18 protein-coding genes and 1 tRNA gene are annotated in these 19,277 nt (G+C 38.3%); 7 read left to right on the top strand and 12 right to left on the bottom strand.

Annotated elements, in window-relative coordinates:
* Window positions 1-129 precede the first annotated feature (129 nt).
* Entirely contained in the window at window positions 130-780 is a 651-nt protein-coding gene (locus tag HS960_RS03170) for an ankyrin repeat domain-containing protein (protein ID WP_075993358.1), read from the top strand.
* On the opposite strand, the gene HS960_RS03165 is transcribed toward HS960_RS03170, so the two are convergent.
* Together HS960_RS03165 and ribD are read right to left on the bottom strand one after the other, a co-directional pair.
* Window positions 777-2,039, bottom strand: a complete 1,263-nt coding sequence (locus HS960_RS03165; protein WP_228280335.1) for a DUF2851 family protein — start codon at window positions 2,037-2,039, stop codon at window positions 777-779. The genes HS960_RS03170 and HS960_RS03165 overlap by 4 nt on opposite strands.
* Window positions 2,040-2,126: 87 nt before the next feature.
* Complete coding sequence (gene ribD, locus HS960_RS03160; RefSeq protein ID WP_153848266.1) at window positions 2,127-3,173, bottom strand: bifunctional diaminohydroxyphosphoribosylaminopyrimidine deaminase/5-amino-6-(5-phosphoribosylamino)uracil reductase RibD; 1,047 nt, start codon at window positions 3,171-3,173, stop codon at window positions 2,127-2,129.
* Window positions 3,174-3,207: 34 nt separating this feature from the next.
* Between ribD and prmC the strand changes: the two genes are divergently transcribed.
* The 3 genes from prmC (at window position 3,208) to HS960_RS03145 (ending at window position 5,937) form a co-directional block, all read left to right on the top strand.
* Window positions 3,208-4,068, top strand: coding sequence for a peptide chain release factor N(5)-glutamine methyltransferase (prmC, locus tag HS960_RS03155; protein WP_182331235.1), 861 nt, complete (start codon window positions 3,208-3,210; stop codon window positions 4,066-4,068).
* Window positions 4,069-4,183: 115 nt separating this feature from the next.
* Window positions 4,184-4,256 (top strand) — tRNA-Lys (locus tag HS960_RS03150).
* Between the two features lie 643 nt (window positions 4,257-4,899).
* On the top strand, window positions 4,900-5,937 hold the full coding sequence (locus HS960_RS03145) for a LacI family DNA-binding transcriptional regulator (RefSeq protein WP_153848264.1): 1,038 nt from the start codon (window positions 4,900-4,902) through the stop codon (window positions 5,935-5,937).
* A gap of 95 nt (window positions 5,938-6,032) precedes the next feature.
* On the opposite strand, the gene HS960_RS03140 is transcribed toward HS960_RS03145, so the two are convergent.
* Genes HS960_RS03140 through HS960_RS03125 form a run of 4 tightly spaced genes read right to left on the bottom strand, consistent with a single transcriptional unit; the run spans window position 6,033 to window position 8,904 of the window.
* Complete coding sequence (locus tag HS960_RS03140; protein WP_153848263.1) at window positions 6,033-6,878, bottom strand: hypothetical protein; 846 nt, start codon at window positions 6,876-6,878, stop codon at window positions 6,033-6,035.
* Complete coding sequence (locus HS960_RS03135) at window positions 6,875-7,258, bottom strand: GntR family transcriptional regulator (protein WP_070567719.1); 384 nt, start codon at window positions 7,256-7,258, stop codon at window positions 6,875-6,877. Before HS960_RS03135 ends, HS960_RS03140 begins: the two co-directional genes overlap by 4 nt.
* Window position 7,259: 1 nt before the next feature.
* Window positions 7,260-8,069: a hypothetical protein gene (locus HS960_RS03130; RefSeq protein WP_153848262.1), complete on the bottom strand. Its 810-nt coding sequence runs from the start codon at window positions 8,067-8,069 to the stop codon at window positions 7,260-7,262.
* A complete protein-coding gene (locus tag HS960_RS03125; RefSeq protein ID WP_153848261.1) occupies window positions 8,053-8,904 on the bottom strand; it encodes an ABC transporter ATP-binding protein in 852 nt (283 codons plus the stop codon). Before HS960_RS03125 ends, HS960_RS03130 begins: the two co-directional genes overlap by 17 nt.
* 739 nt (window positions 8,905-9,643) lie before the next feature.
* On the opposite strand from HS960_RS03125, the gene HS960_RS03120 reads away from it, so the two are divergent.
* On the top strand, window positions 9,644-10,120 hold the full coding sequence (locus HS960_RS03120; protein ID WP_159731041.1) for a hypothetical protein: 477 nt from the start codon (window positions 9,644-9,646) through the stop codon (window positions 10,118-10,120).
* Here the strand turns inward: HS960_RS03120 and HS960_RS03115 are convergent, their stop codons facing one another.
* From HS960_RS03115 to HS960_RS03105, 3 genes are read right to left on the bottom strand one after another with little or no spacing between them, the layout of a single operon-like run.
* Window positions 10,121-10,897, bottom strand: coding sequence for an enoyl-CoA hydratase/isomerase family protein (locus HS960_RS03115; RefSeq protein WP_159731043.1), 777 nt, complete (start codon window positions 10,895-10,897; stop codon window positions 10,121-10,123).
* Complete coding sequence (locus HS960_RS03110) at window positions 10,898-11,737, bottom strand: hydroxymethylglutaryl-CoA lyase (RefSeq protein ID WP_182331233.1); 840 nt, start codon at window positions 11,735-11,737, stop codon at window positions 10,898-10,900.
* Between the two features lie 6 nt (window positions 11,738-11,743).
* The gene (locus tag HS960_RS03105) at window positions 11,744-12,892 is read right to left on the bottom strand and encodes an acyl-CoA dehydrogenase family protein (protein WP_070567729.1); all 1,149 of its coding nucleotides are present in this window, start codon (window positions 12,890-12,892) and stop codon (window positions 11,744-11,746) included.
* Between the two features lie 154 nt (window positions 12,893-13,046).
* On the opposite strand from HS960_RS03105, the gene HS960_RS03100 reads away from it, so the two are divergent.
* Window positions 13,047-14,654 carry an acyl-CoA carboxylase subunit beta gene (locus tag HS960_RS03100; RefSeq protein ID WP_153848257.1) on the top strand — a complete coding sequence of 536 codons (1,608 nt, stop codon included), beginning with the start codon at window positions 13,047-13,049 and terminating at the stop codon, window positions 14,652-14,654.
* Between the two features lie 91 nt (window positions 14,655-14,745).
* Here the strand turns inward: HS960_RS03100 and HS960_RS03095 are convergent, their stop codons facing one another.
* Together HS960_RS03095 and HS960_RS03090 are read right to left on the bottom strand one after the other, a co-directional pair.
* Window positions 14,746-16,674 (bottom strand): acetoacetate--CoA ligase, encoded by a 1,929-nt coding sequence (locus HS960_RS03095; RefSeq protein WP_182331231.1) that lies wholly within the window; start codon window positions 16,672-16,674, stop codon window positions 14,746-14,748.
* A gap of 122 nt (window positions 16,675-16,796) precedes the next feature.
* Window positions 16,797-17,840, bottom strand: coding sequence for a ferredoxin--NADP reductase (locus HS960_RS03090; RefSeq protein WP_182331229.1), 1,044 nt, complete (start codon window positions 17,838-17,840; stop codon window positions 16,797-16,799).
* Window positions 17,841-18,102: 262 nt separating this feature from the next.
* Between HS960_RS03090 and HS960_RS03085 the strand changes: the two genes are divergently transcribed.
* Window positions 18,103-18,819 carry a superoxide dismutase gene (locus HS960_RS03085; protein WP_153848254.1) on the top strand — a complete coding sequence of 239 codons (717 nt, stop codon included), beginning with the start codon at window positions 18,103-18,105 and terminating at the stop codon, window positions 18,817-18,819.
* Between the two features lie 54 nt (window positions 18,820-18,873).
* Here HS960_RS03085 and HS960_RS03080 read toward each other — a convergent pair whose 3' ends face one another.
* Window positions 18,874-19,272 (bottom strand): SRPBCC family protein, encoded by a 399-nt coding sequence (locus HS960_RS03080; protein ID WP_153848253.1) that lies wholly within the window; start codon window positions 19,270-19,272, stop codon window positions 18,874-18,876.
* Between the last annotated feature and the right edge of the window lie 5 nt (window positions 19,273-19,277).

Here is a 19,277-nt window from a genome sequence, read left to right as displayed (position 1 = left end):
AAAAACACCCTTCTTCTAAATTTCAGTTCAATCTCAAGCAAAATTAAATACAAATATTTTCGCAAATCAAACATTTATTCTCATCAATAAAGTCTATTTTAGTGACAACGTTAGACAATTTGTTAAGACATGAACCTTTCCGTTTTAGAACAATATATTGAAGAAGGCAGAAGCCATGATATCGACTTATTATTGATTGGAAATCCCGAACTTTTACAAGAAACAACGAGTCATGGAATTTCTCCCCTCCTATTGGCTTGCTATTATAACAAACCCCAGATCATTCGGACACTTTTACAACACACCAAATCCATGACTATCCATGAGGCCTGTGCGGCTGGATTAACCTCATACCTGGAGGCTATTATTTTGCAAGCTCCATCTGTTGTCAACGAATGGTCATCACAGGGTTTTACGCCATTGACCTTAGCAACATATTTCAACAAAGCAGACATTGTCCGTCTTTTACTATCCAAAAAAGTCAATCCGAATGTTGTAACCAAAAATGAACAACTCACCACTGCACTACATATTGCTGCGGCAAACAACAATGAAGAGATCGGCAAGTTGCTTATCGATGCTAATGCAAATGTCAATGCCATTCAAGCTACTGGCGAAACTCCACTTCATTTCGCTGCTCAATTTGGTAATATCGACTTTATTGTTGCCTTACTCGAAAATGGAGCCGACACCAGAGTCATCAATATTTCAGGATTAGCTCCAATGGATATGGCATATGAAAAAGGCCATAAGGAGATTGCAGAGATTTTAAAGAACTAATTTCTTTTTAAAATTTCGGACCCAATGCTGCAATGAAGGCAGCGCTTCCTATCACAATAAAATCTCTTTAACTGCAAAATTCCTTGACTTTGCAATGCGCTTTGAACATGCCAATCATATTGAGCGAATTGTCTCACAACAACATTTTTCTCTGCAGGAAGCTGCTCCAAAAGATCTAGCGCTTTATCAATATATGACTGAATACTAAAATATTTACCGTATGAAAAAAGAAATACGATAATCACATTAATAACAAGCGTGTCAATAGTTTCTTTACCCAGCCGAACCGATGTTTTTACCTTCGTTTTTGTACCAAAAGAAAAATATCCCGCAAAACAATCAGCCGGCGACTCTATCTTAAATAATTTTCGAGCAGCCTCCAAATCATCCACAGCCAAAATCTTTGCAACACCCAACTCGTTCTTACTAAACAAAACAGCTAATTGCGTGATTCGCCGTTCAGGAAAATTATAAGGTCTCATTCTCATCCTTTTCCAAACCCCATAAATAGCCTCTATACCATGAATATGTTTTTGATACTCAAATTCACCAGCTAGCCGCTTCATATACTCGCTTTCTTGTCCTTGAATTAACAGCCTGCTTATCCCAAAGAAAAGAGCCTCTATTTTAAACAGGTTTGAACGATATTTTTGTAAAATGTTCCAAGGTAATTTTTCCCCAAGCTCCTGAAATGTATCTGCATTAACTTTTAATCCCATACATCTGCAGATCCATACCCATAAAGTTTTTTCCCAATCCGTATTAAATTGTTTTAAAATCACCAACATTTGTTGAGCTTTCATTTCTAGCCGTTCGATAGCTAAAGCACTCAGCCACATGGATTTTTTAAAAAGATCAATAGAACCAAGCTGAAATTCACAAGGTATCGAACTTTTTGTATTCATCATCGCTGAATACCGTTCCAACAGATGCTGTTCCACATATTCCGAAAGCACCAATGTCGGTATCGATGTCCCATCATTTCGGTAGATAACTTTATCATTTTTCCAAACCACATGTAAGATAACGTTATTATAAACGACATCTTCCTGATGACAATGTCGATCCCAATCCGAAGATTGGATATGCATCTCGACATGACCAAACCAATCATTACCTTTACACCTAATATGTGACATGAGAAAATCGGGGCCGGAATCTGTATTATATTGCCCCACATGAACAACGACCAAGGGTTCTCCATCAGTAGAATTCAACCCATTTGCACGGAATAGCCGAAGTTTCCAGATAAACTGCATTAAGTTTTCTGTAACTAACATAATTGTAATTTTAGAATTAAATCAACCGGCTATGGCTTATAATTCCTTAAATATACAATTTAATAATTACTGTTTCTTATAGATCTTTAAAAGATCATTGGAAACCAATTTGCTTTCTAGCAATTGTCCCTTAAATTGAGGAGCCTCAATCCCGTTCAATAATGTTGTTGCAGACTCAAATACCCTTGCCTCATCCCAGAGATCCGCATCTATAAACATTTGCAGAGTAGCACGCCCTCCTTCTATGATTATTGACTGAACATCCATTAAATAAAGTTGATAAAGAATATTCTGCGGCAGATACAACCCATAATTTTCAAGCTCAATATACTTCACATTTGCTGTCCATTCTGTCTTTTTAGCATTGAACACAATTGTATCAGCTTGATCATTGAGAATATTGGCATCTAGTGGAATAGCAAGATCTCTATCTAAAAGAATACGCAATGGGTTGCTACCCTGCCATTCTCTTACGGTCAGACTGGGATTATCTACGACTGCAGTATTTGTACCAACCAAAATAGCATCTTCCTCCGCTCTCCAACGGTGAACCAACTGTTGGCTTGCGGCATTACTTATCCAAACCTGCTTCCCCTCTTGTCCTATAAAACCATCCTTAGTTTGTGCCCATTTTAAAATAACATAGGGGCGGAATTGACCGATACGTGTAAAAAACCGACGATTGAGCCATACGGCCTCTTTTTCCAGTAAACCAATTTCAACCTCAATACCCGCTTCCCGTAGTATTTCCACTCCTTTGCCATTGACCTTTGCGAAAGGATCCAAACAGGCTATAAAAACTTTCAAAGGTTTCAGCTCCGCAATCATATTAGCACAGGGTGGCGTCTTTCCATAATGCGCGCAAGGTTCAAGGCTGACATAAAAAGTACTTTCCGCGATAAGCCGCTTTGCCTTTTCCCCATACTTTTGCATAACCTGTTGTACAGCATTGACCTCAGCATGTGGTCCACCATACGGAGAAGTATACCCTTCGCCGACAATTTTACCATCCAAAACAATGACAGCCCCAACCATTGGATTGGGACTTACTGAACCTGCACCCATTTGGGCCAGTTCCAAACAACGATGCATATATTGCTTGTGCATATCCATAGATACAAATCTATGAAAATCGTACCTTTGACACATGAAAATACTTCAAGATTTCGAATTATTATTTCAACATGAGCTTCAGGAGTTATATGATGAGGATGAAATAAAAGCTATATTCTTAGTGGTTGTTGCCGAAAAGTTTGGGTTAAATAGAACCAATTATCAATTGAGAAAAACAGATATCGTCAACGAGGCGGATAAGGCTGAAGTACTTAGCATCCTTCAGGATTTAAAAAAGCACAGACCTATACAGTACATACTCAATAAAGCAGATTTTTATGGCGAAATTTTCCAGGTCAATGAATCGGTCCTCATTCCACGCCAGGAAACTGAAGAACTTGTCGATCTGATCATCAAAAACCACAAATCTTCTCAAAACCTAAAAATTATAGATATCGGAACTGGCTCTGGCTGCATCCCTATCACCTTATCAAAGCATCTCAATAATGCCCTGGTAACAACGATAGACATCTCAAAAGAAGCGATAAAAACAGCACAAGAAAATGCTAAGAATTTAAAAACTCAGGTTCAATTTATCAATGCGGATATATTTGAATGGGAATACATTTTCTCCGACCAACAATACAATATCATTGTATCCAATCCGCCCTATATAACCGCGGGAGAAAAGCAGCATATGAACCAAAACGTATTGGCTTATGAACCTGAGCTCGCATTATTCATTGAAGAAAGCGCTCCGCTGATTTTTTATGATGTTATTTCATCCTTTGCACTTAAACATTTAACCCCAGATGGAGATCTATATTTTGAAATCAATCAATATCTCGGTGCAGAAATGAAAGAACTTATGGTCAAAAAAGGATTTGAGCAGGTCAAACTCATAAAAGATATCAATGGAGCAGACCGAATAATCCATGCAAAAAAAGCGCGATAAAAAATAATCCGTTTATTTATTAAGCAGTTAAGGCCTTTTCGTCAAAATTTGCACGCAATAATTTGGCATATATCAAAAGAAATTCTACCTTTGCATCACTTTCAAAAACAGAAAGGATTCCGTAGCTCAGCTGGTAGAGCAATACACTTTTAATGTATGGGTCCTGGGTTCGAATCCCAGCGGGATCACTAAAGAAAAGCTAATCGCAAGATTAGCTTTTCTTGTTTAACACTCGCAGAAACTCCTTTTTGTTCTGCAAAAATTACCGGCAAAACCGAAAAGCTACGACAAAACCTATGTGCAATCCTATTCAGCCTATAGTTACCGAGGATCTTATATTGCGCTGTTCTCACAAAACTATTTTCATTATCAGTTGTCTCTATTTATACAGACAAAAATTTAAATAATGAAAAGGCAATTAACATACATAATAATGTCATCCTCTTTTTTCCTTATTACAAGCTGCTCCGTAATAGAAGGGATATTTAAGGCTGGTGTTTGGACAGCCATCCTCATCGTGGTTGTTATAGTCGCCCTTGTCCTTTGGCTCATCAGTAAACTTTTCGGCGGCCCCAAATAACAACCTCCTCTTTTAACAAACTTTTCGACACTTTTCGCCCGAATACAAACAACATCTCATCAATTCTCATTAACAACGCTTTTCTTGATCTCCATTTGAAAACATGTTTTTTATCTTATCTTTATAATTTCAAGAATTTACGGGCTCAATATATTAAAAATAGTAACCGATAATTCAAGAATAACTCTAGTGCTATCTTACCATCGTATTAACGCTAGAACATTTGTAATCAATGAAAGAGGATCGAGCATATGAAGAGATTTACATTAAAAGAGATTGGCCAACAGTTAAACCTATCTCCAGGAACCATTTCCAAAGCACTAAACGATAGTCATGAAATAAGCGCAGAAACAAAAAAGCTAATTTTAGATTTTACGCAGAAAATCAATTATATACCAAATTTCTCCGCAAAAAGCTTAAAAACGGGGCGCTCAAACACCTTAGCAATCATTGTTCCATTTATCTCAAGCTCATTTTTCTTTGATTTCTACGAAGATATCTCGCACATTCTATCGCAGACGAATTATAAACTGATCCTATTGCAGACTTTTAACGACGAGAAAAAAGAAAAAGAAGCGCTAGAACTTTGTGTACAGAGTAATATCGAAGGAGTAATCATTTCCCCTGTAAAAAATGATTCAAGCTTATCGCTTTTGTTTTATATGATGGAACAGGTTTGTCCTGTTATTATTTTCGACCGAATAAACCATCAGCTCGATACATTCAAAATCGGAATCCAAAACAACAAGGTCATCTACCAGGCAACAGAAGAAATGATCAAAAACAGAAGAGAAAATATCATTCTTTTACTATGTAAAGATATTGGCGGAAATGTAAGCCGTATAAAAGGATATAAAGATGCACTCTTCAACGCCGGCGTACCCTTCAAAGAAGAAAATATTATAGAAATATCCTATTCCAGCCCCAAGGACAATATCGATGACGAACTGGAAAGCAAAATAAGTACGCTATTAAATAGGCCCTTTGCTCCAAATGCACTCCTCTCAACGACAGACACCTTATCACTAAAAGTTTTACACATATTAAATAAATTGAAGGTGAAAATTCCTGATGACATGAACTTAATTGGCTTTAGCAACACCCCTTTTGCCAACAGTCTCAATCCATCTCTAACAACAATCACCCAACCAACACAGCTAATGGCAGAAAAATCAGTGGAGCTCCTCTTGCAGATGTTAAAGAAAAAAAACAAAAAGAATTATTTCGAATTCGAGACGTATTTTTTGGACTGCAGTATCGAACACCGAAAATCTACATCATCCCTTTAAAGAAAAGGTCAAAATTCCGCTATGGAATTTTGACCTTTTCAGAAAATACCGATCTCTATTATTAACGATCGACCGCAACATCCACCAATTAAACCCTACTTAATCAATGATCGTAATGCATGGACAGGCAAATCTATTTTAGTGTCATTGGATAGATTTCCGTTCAATGTTCCCCATTGCAAACTATCTAAACGGACAGATGATTTGCCTTCAGTTTTGATATTCAGAAGACCAACTTTGGCTTCAGGTCCTTTCCTATTGAAATATACTTCTGAATTGTTTGCCACAATATCTGCACTTTGATAATTCGTACGCGGAAGCCCCAAAACACTATTCGTTGTGTTAACAAATAAACGACCGACAAGAGAATTCCCCTTACTGTCCGTCCCGCCAAGATCGTCAATAGTGGAGTTTGTCAGGTTCAGGTTCAACGTATTTATAACGGATTTCTCCGCAAGGGAAAATACCTCAACGCTATCACCCACAACAGTCAACTCGTTCAACTTGGCAGATAACTCGTTAATACCCGTATTTTTTAATTTTAAAACCTTAAGATCAGGTGAAAAAATATAAATTGACTTATAAAACCCCTCTCCTCCTGATAAAAGATCTAAGGTAAGATTGCCAGATTGATCGACATTCGTTTTCACAAAGTCGGCTTGACTTTTATTAACTTTAACCATAAACTTATCACTTTTCACCCAATACAACCCTATACCACTTGCATTGGTACCTACAATATAAAGCTTATCGAAAGCTGCCAAGGGAAACGACCGGTAATAAACATCCTTTGCATCTGGCTTAGATACCTCCTGCTCAACATCAGCATTATATTCTTTCGCATCAACCCGATTTATACGAACAAGGTAGGATGCGACAAGCATCGGAACCGCGAATAAGCCTATTGCTAATCCCATTATTATTTTTGTACTTAATTTCATGACTCATTTTGATTAAAATTCTGACTTACAAACCGTCTATAACGTTGTTCTAACTCATCCAAACCGATTTCCAATAAATAAATATTACGAAAAAACAAGGGAAGATCTTCTTCTAGAAAAATTGCCTTTCTATATAACTTCACATTCTTCACCGATTCTTGTGTCAGAAAAAAACCAATCCCGCGCTTATTGGCTATAATTTCTTTCTGCTGCAACATATCGTAGGTCCGCATTACAGTATTGGGATTAACCTCCATCTGAACTGCCAATTCCCTTACTGAGGGGAGTTTTTCATCCACTTTCCAGGTCGCTAGTAAAATATGATCACATACGTACTCAGCAATCTGAAGGTAAATGGCTTTATTTGCATTGAACTCCATATTAAATCTCCTTTTCTTTTAACCTTAAAAAAGCAACCGCCCAAATCATTATGGTAAGCAACACTCCTACAGCGCCGATCAATGCAAAAATATGATTTGAATCAGACCAATAGTTATTATCCATTGTACCTACGGTATCCTGAGTCTGGGTTTTCATTAAGTAAACAAAAAGACACATCCAAACAACACAGTAAAGCACAAGAAAAATAGCCGTCTTTACATATTGATAGTTTTGGTAGACGATCCCACCAAGTAAGAAAATTGCATTCAGAAGAATTGGTACAAAACAAAAATAATAAGCCGGTTCGGGGTATTGAACCTTGAAAAAGTACTGCCATAGATCCACACTGACCGCCTCTCCTGATGGCTGTACTTCATTTACAACCACAGAACCAACGCTCCTCAAATAAGAAACAAATGCCAAATCGATCAAATAAAAGACCAATAAGTATGAACCAATACTCACGACAACCGTATAGAATAAGCTGACCAGAAACTTTTCCAATTGTGAAGCTGGAATCATCAGCTCAAAAATCGCCCGAGTCTTCTTCCCTAAATCAGCAAAATAACTGCTCGAGACAACCGTTACAAAAAAGAGTCCCAAGATACAAAACAACGGTGCTCTGAAATTTAGCAACGAATAAACAGTATTCTTTTTGATATCATCATAATTTGATCCCAAATTAACTGCATAAAAACCAAAAATTACCCCAGCAATAATCCCTATTGACATCAGATAAATTCGCCCAAAACCAATCCATTGTCTTCGAATCAGTGCAAAAAAACGCGTAGCATTAAATAGATTTGACATATTCATCATGTTTAATAAGGTCCGTAATTTTTTCCTTGCACTGTAACACTGCATTAAATAGCAACTCCAAATCCAGTTTCGAATCTTCTACCGCCGAGTTTGGGAGAATAACATTAAAACCGCCCACTCCTTCTTCGGAATAGAGTGTATCCAAAGGCAACTCTCTTACTTTTTTAAAGCATAAACGATCAGTAATCACATACATCGGAGCGTTGAGTGCGACCTTATGATCATCAAGTAAAATAACAGCATCAATAAGATTATCCAGATCACGCACCTGATGTGTGGAGATAATCACACATCGATCGTCAGTAATGGCAGAAGCCATGATCTTTCGAAACTGAACCTTAGAAGGAATATCCAAACCATTCGTTGGCTCATCCATGATGATCACTTTTGTTTTAGACGCTAAACCGAAAGAAATAATATATTTCTTTTTCTGTCCATAACTCATGTTTGCTAATTTTTGCTCAATGGGAATATCGAACTCACGGATAAGCTGATCAAAATATACCTGATCGAAGTTGGGGTAGAACCCTGCATTAGCTTTCAGAAACTGTTCTGATTTTACGGCAGGGAGATAAAACTCTTCCGGAATAAAACTAATCTCCCTTAACAAGGAGGGTTCCCTTCGATTAGGGTTATGCCCCAGCACATCAACTCGTCCCGAAACAGGATATACCAAACCGGCAATATTCTTAAGCAAAGTTGATTTGCCAGCACCATTCTTCCCCAACAAGCCATAGATATGCCCCTGCTTCAATTCAAGATCCATATGAAGAAAGAGTGGCCTTGATTTACTATAGCTGAAATTTAGATTTTGGATAGTAACCATACTACTGTATTATTTAATTAATACACTAATATAGAAACGAATTTTATATAATTCCAAAAATATTTTAAAAAAAACACAGGCAGAGCTTTGCTTACGCTCAGGCATTGCCTTAATTTAACAGCGCAAATCGGACATAGGTCAACATAAATACTTAATTCATGTAACAAACATAATAACTTGACAAATAAATTGTTATTAAGATACATTATGAAATTCGCAATAAACAAAACGTAACTTTGGCGATACGTATTATCGGTGTTAAAAAACTGAACAAATTAAAACTATCCGCCAAAAGTAAAATAACCGCATTCTAAGCCGAAATAAATTAAAACCATACAAACCCCTTGAGAATGACAAACAGCACCTCAGAGTGGCTAAAAACAGCCAAAAATAAAACACACAAGAGCAGTATTGATTGTTCAATAGGAAACACCTTTGTTCTTGCAATCATTTGAGCTGTCTATTTGAACCAGTTAATTGTTATTCTGCACCTGAACGATAAACAACAAATTACACGCAGCAGTAGTATTAACCAAGAGTTAAACAATATACAAAACAATCTAATAATCAAAATAATAAAAAATTTATATAAACAATAAATACACATAAATATGACATACCTTGAACAACAGATTAGTCAACTGATGAAAAACCGCCGTCTATTTTATGCGATGATATTGCTTAAAGATGATATTGCTTAAAATAGCATTAAATCTATTTTATTACCATCTTTGTCTGTATGATGAATTACATTTATCCTTTCATTCTAGCGATGCATTCTTTATGGAGATGGGAGGTACTGATTGTACTAACGATTAGTCTCGTGAATTTTTTTTACAAAAGAAAAAAGGAACTTCCATTCTCCCCTACCGATCAATTTCTTGTAAAAACTACGGTTATTTCTTTTTATATTCAGCTAGTTTTAGGTTTTAGCCTCTATGTACTGAGCCCCATCACACAATACTTCCTGCAACATTTTGACGAAGCAGTTCACCTCAGGCAAATTCGCTTCTTCGGCATGGAGCACAGTAGCATGATGATTATTGCCGCAATCTGCTTAACATTAGGTGCCCTTAAAAGCAAAAACGCCGATACAAACGATCGACGTTTTAAAATATTATTAATCTGGTTTGGACTAGCTCTCCTGATCGCTCTTAGCTCCATTCCCTGGGAATTCTCGCCGCTGACAAGCAGACCTAGTTTTCGATCATTTTAATTAGCTATTTTGCCAGTTGGCTTTTCTTTTATTTCGCATTGCATCCATTCCCTCTTTGAAATCATTGGTTTTACGTAAATCTGCCAAGCTCTCCAATAGAAAGTTATACTTATCATCATAATCTTGCTCTTTTAATTTTCGCAGTGCTACAAAACCCCGTGATATAGCCAAGGGAGCATTTTCCAGAATCGTCCTTTTCAATTCAATTAATACTGTTTCTTCAGCATCCAGCATGCCATACAAGATTTCTTTTTCCAAAGCCTCCTCAGCAGAAAAAGACCGACCGCTGATACAGAGATCCATCGCTTTTCGTTCAGGCATATATTCTGTAAGCAACGCCAACACCTGAAATGGAAAAAGTCCAATTTTCACTTCAGGCAAAGAAAAACGTACATGTGGGAGAGCAAACAAATACGTACAGGATAATGCTATCAAAAAACCACCTGCAATAACATCTCCCCGAACAACACAGATTGAAGGCTTATCTAAACAGGCAAATATTTCTGCCAGTGACTTTTCAACCTTGGGAATTGCCGAATTTCCAATATCTAATGTAGGGTCCTCAAAAGCTTTAAGATCCATACCAGCACAGAACACGGGACCCTCAGCCTCTATTTGTACTAAACGAACATCAGGATTGCTATTCGCCAAATTCAATGCATAGGCTATTTCGCTCACCATTGTCGGACTAAAAGCATTTCTTTTATCCGAACGGGCTAAGGTCAAGTTGAACACATGCCCCTCAACGTGCACTTTAATAAAATTCAGTTTTTCCATCTACAAAATCATTTGTCTGAAGCTATGCTCCAATCCGATTATTTCAGCATCAGTTCCTCGTCCAAAATAATGCAACAACAGCTCTGAAGGTATATTACCGACCAAATCATCTTTTGCAAATGGACAGCCGCCATAACCGAGCAATGCGCCTTCAAATTTACGGCAACCTGCGAGGTAAGCTGCTTCAACCTTTGCAAGACTTTCCTCTCGCCTTGCATGAAAATGTGCACCTACTTCCAGTGTTGGAAAACGAGTTTTAACAAAACTAAATAATTCTGAAATCTGATTTGCATCGGCTTCTGAAGTTGTGTCTGCCAAAGAAAATTCCCGAATGCCAAGATCGCATAATTTTCCAATCCACTCTTCTACCAAAAGTGGGGACCAAGGGTCACTATATGGGTTTCCAAAAGCCATGCTAATATATACGACCAGAGATTTATGCTGTGAGTCGACCAAAGCTTTCATTTCTTTTACCTGCTGATAAGAAGCCGCCAAGCCCATATTGGTATTTCGAAGTTGAAATGTTTCCGATATTGAAAATGGATACCCTAAAAAGTCGATTTTTTCCTCTAGAACTGCCTCCTGCGCACCCCGAAGATTGGCAACAATCGCCAATAACTTCACTTTCTCATTCGTTCTGATTCCTTCCAATACTGCTTTTGTATCCGCCAACTGCGGAACTGCTTTCGGCGAAACGAAAGATCCAAAATCAATAACATCAAACAGCCCACTTTCGATTAACGTATTGATATGTTTAATTTTCTTATCTGTCTCAATAAAGTTATGAAGCCCTTGAACAGCGTCTCTTGGGCAATCAACCAATACAACTTGCTCCCTCATAATATGCTATAAAATATCTTTCTCAATCTCTCTAGCGATCACCATTTTCTGAATGCTTGAAGTCCCTTCACCTATTGTACATAACTTGGCATCTCTAAAAAACTTCTCGGCAGGATAGTCCTTTGTAAATCCATAACCGCCAAAGATTTGTACAGATTCATTCGAGACACTAACGGCAGCCTCTGACGCATAAAGTTTAGCCATCGCACCAATTTTAGAAACACGATCTCCATGATCCTTTAAATAGCCTGCCTGCCTCGTCAACAGTTCACTGGCTTCCACCTGTGTAGCCATATCTGCAAGTGCAAAAGAAACCGCCTGAAATTCGTAAATCTTTTTCCCAAACTGCTCACGCTCGTGCGCATATTTCAACGCGCACTCGTAAGCTCCGCGTGCAATACCCAAAGAAAGTGCCGCAATAGAAATACGTCCGCCATCCAATAATTTTAAGGCCTGCACAAACCCCTGCCCTTCTTCACCGATGAGTTGATCCCGATGAATCCGACAATTATCAAAAAACAGACAGGCAGTTTCTGAGGCGCGCATCCCCAATTTATTTTCTTTCTTTCCTGCGGTAAATCCAGGTGTACCTTTCTCAACAATAAAAGCTGACATCCCTTTTTTATCTCCCTTAGCCCCCGTCCGCGCAATAACGACAGCAACACTAGAACTGATGGCATGCGTGATAAAATTTTTAGAACCATTTAACACGTAGTGATCACCATCTCTCTCAGCAAATGTCGTCATTCCACCAGCGTCCGAACCAGAACCTGTCTCTGTAAGTCCCCAGGCACCGATCCATTCAGCTGTCGCCAACTTTGGAAGATAACGTTTCTTCTGTTCTTCACTAGCAAAGCTTAATATATGATTTGTACATAACGAATTATGCGCTGCTACGGAAAGTCCAATTGAGCCACACACCTTGGAAATCTCATCCAAAACAGTAATATACTCCTGGTATCCGAGTCCCGATCCACCATATTCTTCTGGAACGATCACACCCATGAAACCGTGTTCGCCTAACTTTTTAAAAACTTCTATTGGAAATATTTGGGCTTCGTCCCATTCCATCACATAAGGTTTGATATGATACTGTGCAAAATCTCGTGCACTTTGTCTGATCATATCCATTTGTTGTTTATTTTCAATAAACATAAGCATGAATATTAAATTTACAATCGGTAATTCAATTCAAATATATCAAAATATTTAGGAATAAAATTGCAAATATTTTAAAATTTTATTTTAAATTTATCTAAAAATAAGAAATTCTTAATTCAACAGCTTTTTAAAACCAAGATTATAAATTATGAAGGAGCTACTCGCATTACTTCGCCAAAAAAGAGAAAATTTAAAACTAGGTGGTGGCATCGATAAAATAAAAAAACTGAAAGAAAAGGGCAAAATGTCAGCCTGGGAACGAATAGAATATCTACTGGACCCAGACCGAGAATATCTGGAAATAGGCATGTTTGCCGGCGAAGGAATGTATAAAGAACATGGTGGATGCATAAATGCAGGTTGTGCAGCGGTACTGGGCTATGTAAAATCCAAACTATGTGTCATCGTCTCTAACGATGCAACCGTAAAAGCAGGAGCCTGGTTCCCTATTTCTGCCAAGAAAAATCTACGCGCACAGGAAATTGCCATGGAAAACAATCTTCCAATTATTTATTTGGTAGATTCTGCAGGCGTATTTTTACCGATGCAGGATGAAATATTTCCCGATAAAGAACACTTTGGCCGCATATTCCGTAACAATGCCCGAATGTCTTCCATGGGAATACCTCAAATTGCAGCAATCATGGGAAGTTGCGTGGCAGGTGGCGCTTATCTCCCTATTATGTCCGACTACGCCTTTATCGTCGAAGGAACAGGCTCTGTTTTTTTAGCAGGCCCATACTTGGTCAAATCTGCGATAGGTGAAACCGTAGATGCTGAAACACTCGGCGGAGCTTCTACCCATTCGGAGATATCCGGCGTGACAGACAATAAATTTCCCGACGACCAAAGTTGTTTAGAGGCTATAAAAAATGTTATCGATAAAATCGGTGGAAATCCAAAAGCTAATTTCAACAGAAAGAAAAGCCTTCCTCCAAAAACAGATCCGAGTAAAATAGTAGAGATTCTTCCCGAAGACAGGACAAAACCTTATCGTATGCAGGATATCTTGAATGCAATTGTAGACACAGAGACTTTAGAAGAATACAAACCCGATTATGGAAAAACCATTGTATGCGCCCTCGCACGCGTAGACGGCTGGGCTGTCGGGATTGTTGCCAATCAACGTGAAATTATCAAAGCCAAGAAACCCGGCAACGCAATGGAAATGCAGATGGGCGGGGTCATCTATAGTGATTCAGCAGATAAGGCAGCGCGCTTCATCATGAATTGCAACCAGCAGAACATTCCGCTTGTGTTTTTTCAGGACGTCACTGGATTTATGGTAGGAAGCCGATCAGAACAAGGGGGGATTATCAAAGACGGAGCAAAAATGGTAAATGCAATGGCCAATTCCGTAGTCCCAAAGTTCACTTTTATTGTTGGAAATAGTTATGGCGCAGGAAACTATGCGATGTGTGGAAAAGCGTATGACCCACGACTAATCTACGCTTGGCCTACTGCCCAAATGGCTGTCATGAGTGGTGCCGCTGCGGGCAAGACACTGTTTCAAATCCAAGAATCTGCTTTAAAAGCCAAGGGTCAAGAAATCAATGAAGAAGAAAAAAACAGTCTCCTTAAATCAATCGAAGATCGGTACAACGAGCAACTGAGTCCGTATTACGCTGCTGCAAGATTATGGGTTGATGGAATTATAGCACCTGAAGAAACACGAAAAGTCATCAGCATGGGAATTGAAGCTGCCAACGAAAAGCCTATTCTAGAACGGTATAATGTAGGTGTTATACAGGTCTGAGTGGAGTAAAATTAAATTAGAAAACCCCTCAAACGATTAACTTCGGCATCCGAGGGGTTTACTAATTAGCTATTTTTATAGCATACTATACTTAAGATCTTCTCCAGATTTTACTAATCGCTTCAAAGTCTAACAAGGATTCTCTGTTCCGCATAATATCTAATGACACCGCTTTTTCTACGGGCATCCCAGAAAAAATCTTCTTAATAGGCAGCTCCAGTTTTTTACCGCTTAACGTGTAAGGAATAGCCGCTACTTGAAAAATATCGTCAGGCACATGTCGCGGACTATATTGCTGCCGAAGCTCCCGTTTAATTTCCCCTTTTAACGCATCATTCAATAAACCATTGTCCAATTGAACAAAAAGCAACATATCAGATGATCCATTTTCATGATCTACACAGATAACCAAACTATCCAAGACCCCTTCGGTTCTATTTAAAACATTATAGATCTCTGCAGTACCGATACGTACGCCACCCCGGTTCAGGGTTGCATCTGAACGACCGTACATAATTATTCCATCATGTGCAGTAATCTTGATCCAATCACCATGACTCCAAACACCACTATATTTATCAAAATAACTATCAAAGTATTTTTTATTCGCTAAATCATTCCAAAAATAGATGGGCATACAGGGCATGGGAGCTAAAATAACAAGTTCCCCCACCTCTCCATAAAGATGATGACCGTTCTCATCAAAGGCTTCTATCTTAGCTCCTAGGGTGCGACATTGAATCTCTCCTGCATAAACATCAAGCAATGCACACCCCGAAAGAAAGGCACTACAAACGTCTGTACCACCACTTAGCGAGACAATTTGACTCTTTGGAAACTGTACATTTAGCCATTCAAACACATCTGGTGGAAGTGGTGAACCTGTCGATCCTATTGTTTTCGGCTGATAAGCCATGGATTTTAAATCTTGATCCTGACAGGAGATGAGATAAGCAGCGCCAACGCCAAAATGATCCACCTTGCTTTCCCGAGCAAAGTTCCATAAACTCAATTTATCGGGATAATTCGTAGCCCCATCATATATACACAATGTATTTCCCATTAAAAGGGCCGAAAGCGCGTAATTCCACATCATCCATCCGGTAGTGGAATACCACATGAATCGATCCCCCTCTTGCACATTTTGATGCAGTCCAAGTGCTTTCATATGTTCTAGCAGCATACCACCAACTCCATGTGTAATGGCTTTGGGCTTGCCAGTAGTTCCCGAAGAATACAAAATCCATATTGGAGCATCAAAAGGCATTGCTGTAAATTGGAGCTCAGCTTGTGTAAGATCCTTTTTCAGAATCTCTTCCCAAATATTGTCATCAATCAAAACACAAGCCAGTAAAGATGGTAGCCGCAGAGAAAGTTGTTTAATACTCTCCGCCTTTTCAAAAAGACGGCCATTATAGTAATAACTGGAATTTGCGAAGAGCACTTTGGGTTCAATCTGCTCAAAACGATCCTGAATACTCGCCTCCCCAAAGTCGGGCGAACAACAGGACCAAATAGCACCGATGGAATTGGCAGCCAAAAATAACGCAACAGCTTCAATGCCATTAATCAATACGCCAGCTACGCGATCTCCATTTTGTACACCTAATTCTTTCAAGTAGACCTGAAGTTTGAGAACCATGGATTCCAACTCAGTCCATGACACCTCTCTTTTAGCTTGCTGTTCAGATTGAAAAATTAATGCGGGACGCTTTTCCGTTGTGTTTCGAAATACGTGTTCAGCATAATTCAAGGTAGCCCCAGCAAACCACTTTGTTCCGATAAAGCTTGTAGGATCTGCTGGCGACTCAACAATAGTTGTAAAGTCTGAATGAAACTTTATATTAAAATAGGTGGCTATACTCTTCCAAAAACTAGCCAGTTCCGTCGTAGACCATGCCCAAAGCTCCTGATAGGATGGAAAGAATAAGCCATGCTCCTTCTCAACATATTGTTTAAACTTATTGATCTCAGATTGAGATTTTTGCTCTTCTGTTGGTCTCCAGAGTAATTTCCCCATAATAGTTAGATATAAAACGGTTATATCCAAACTTAGATAAATTTACTTGTATATGCAATTTTAAATATTTCTGGCGCCCCATAACTGCACAGCATATTTTTGGATTAAATACCAATGCTCAATTATAGTACTTCAATAGCGGTATTCATTTCTACTGGATGCGCCGTGCACAAAAGTATTCTTCCTTGTTCAACTTCGCGATCTGTTAACACCTCATTATAGTCCATTCTTACTTTCCCCCTTGTACACTGCGAAATACACGTACTACACATACCGGATTTACAGGAATATGGCAACTTAATTTTATGCTCTAGCCCTATATCTAAAATAGATTTATTGTAGGGAACCTCTAGATTATAAGTTTTACCTTGAAAAGATAGTTCGATGGCATAGGTTGTTGTATCGACTTCCTTTTCAGTCTCATCATCATCCTCTTCATTTTCGGGCAATAGAAATGTCTCTCGTTTTATCTGATTGGAATCAAATCCCATCCCCAAAAGTGTAAAACGACATAGGTCCATATAAATCACAGGGCCGCAAGTATAAAACAAGGCATCTTCCTTATTTCCAAACAAATGATCGTTAACAATAGCATGTATATAATCTCTATTTAGCCTGGCTTTCATTAAGTATTTACTATTGGAGTAAATCCACACAATAGTTAAGCGATCAGGAAATCGATCTGCCCAGTGCTGCAATTCCGATCGGAACGGTGTTAACTCCAGCGTACTATTACTGTAAATTAACACTATTTTGGACTTACTTTCAGCAAGAAGCGCTGTTTTCAGAATAGCATACAAGGGTGTAATGCCAATTCCTGCAGCAAACAAAAATAAGGTCCGAACCTTTTCCGGTTCAGGATCATATACAAATAAACCCTGAGGTTCCATTGCATTGACGATATCCCCCTCCACAATAGTATGGTGGAGCAGTCGGGATATTTCCCCATTTTCGACACGCTTAACAGTGATACTTAAGGGCTCATTATTATCAGGCGAACTATTAAAAGAATAAGAACGACGTACCTCACGATCACCAAACACAAAAGAAAGTGTAATAAACTGCCCAGCTTTATAGGAAGGATAGTCTCCTGCTATAGATTCAAGCTGAAAAGTAATGTTATTATTAGGTTGGGGGATAATTTTTGAAATCCTTAATGTATACATAAATCAAACTTAGCTAAATTTGACTTTATAAACAATTATAATTCTCTAGCTACCCTGCCCTAAGGCTGCCTTGAAGCGTTCTTAAAAGAATGCAAATTATATGTTACGTAAATACCGTAAACCAAAATTCAAAACAATATATGCCGACTTAAAAGATGAATTTATAACAATTTTGTTGTATTACAATTAACAGACAATTCTCGCACAATATTTGTAAAATTTCACGTTATATTTATATCAAAACTAATCACAATAAGATTATATGCAAACACGCAGAAACTTCCTTCAAAATGCAGCAAAAGCTACACTAGGCATCGCTGTATCTGGATCAATATTACAAGATATTGCTTCCGCGAAAGCTACTGAATTAAATGCCGCTACTTTAAAGTTTTCCCAAGTAAAATTACCTTTCAGTTATGCCGCTTTGGAGCCTAATATTGATGCGTTGACAATGGAAATCCATTATACAAAGCACCATATGGCCTATATTAACGCCGTTAACGAAGCCATTCTTGCTGAAAATATCAAAGAAGCCTCAGAGGAGCAACTTCTAGCAAACATATCTAAGTACTCTCCCAAAGCAAGGAATAACGCTGGTGGAGCTTGGAACCATAACTTTTTTTGGGAAAGCCTGTCCGATAAGCCGAGCCAGCCCTCCGAAAAATTATTGACGATGATCAATAAGACATTTGGTTCTTTAGACAAATTCAAAGAACAATTTGCTGCAGCAGCAACCTCACGATTCGGTTCAGGATGGGCATGGTTGATTTTGGATGACTCAGGCAACTTAAAAATTACCTCTACTCCAAACCAGGACAACCCTTTAATGGATATTGCAGAGGTAAAAGGTATCCCCATTCTAGGTCTTGATGTATGGGAGCATGCGTATTATCTGCACTATCAAAACAAGAGAGCCGATTATATTAAAAATTGGTGGAATGTTGTGAACTGGAAAAAAGTCAATGAAAGATTGGCATAAAAAAAAGCTCGATTATTACTAATCGAGCTTTTTTTTATATCCGTTATAAACAACCTACCCCAACACTTCTTTTAATTTGTTGACCTGAAAATCAACTAATTTTTGAAGTGGTCCAGCAGCGATCATTTTCATCATCATGTTAAGATCAGCATCGATAATAAAAGTCGCCTCTGTTACAGTATCACTAATCGCTTGCAATTCCCAACGAAGAGTAACCTCAAAAGGCGCTTTCTCCAAAGGAACCAACTTAATGATTTGATTTTCGACACGATCTTCTACCTTAAGTGCTAGCTTTGCCATATTCTGTATTGTAAATCGAGCTTCGTCCGTAGTCGAAGACCAATTGTAAATATTTTCCGGCATCAACTGTTCATGATTGTTGAGATCCGACAAAAATGTATACACCTCGCTGACATTTTTGTTGATTTCTGTTTTGTTCTGAATAGTAGTCATAACGA

This window comes from Sphingobacterium paramultivorum (genome assembly GCF_014109745.1).
In the GTDB taxonomy this organism is placed as follows: domain Bacteria; phylum Bacteroidota; class Bacteroidia; order Sphingobacteriales; family Sphingobacteriaceae; genus Sphingobacterium; species Sphingobacterium paramultivorum.
The sequence above is the reverse complement of the archived record's forward strand: the minus strand, read 5'-3'. Positions and strand labels throughout refer to the sequence as shown.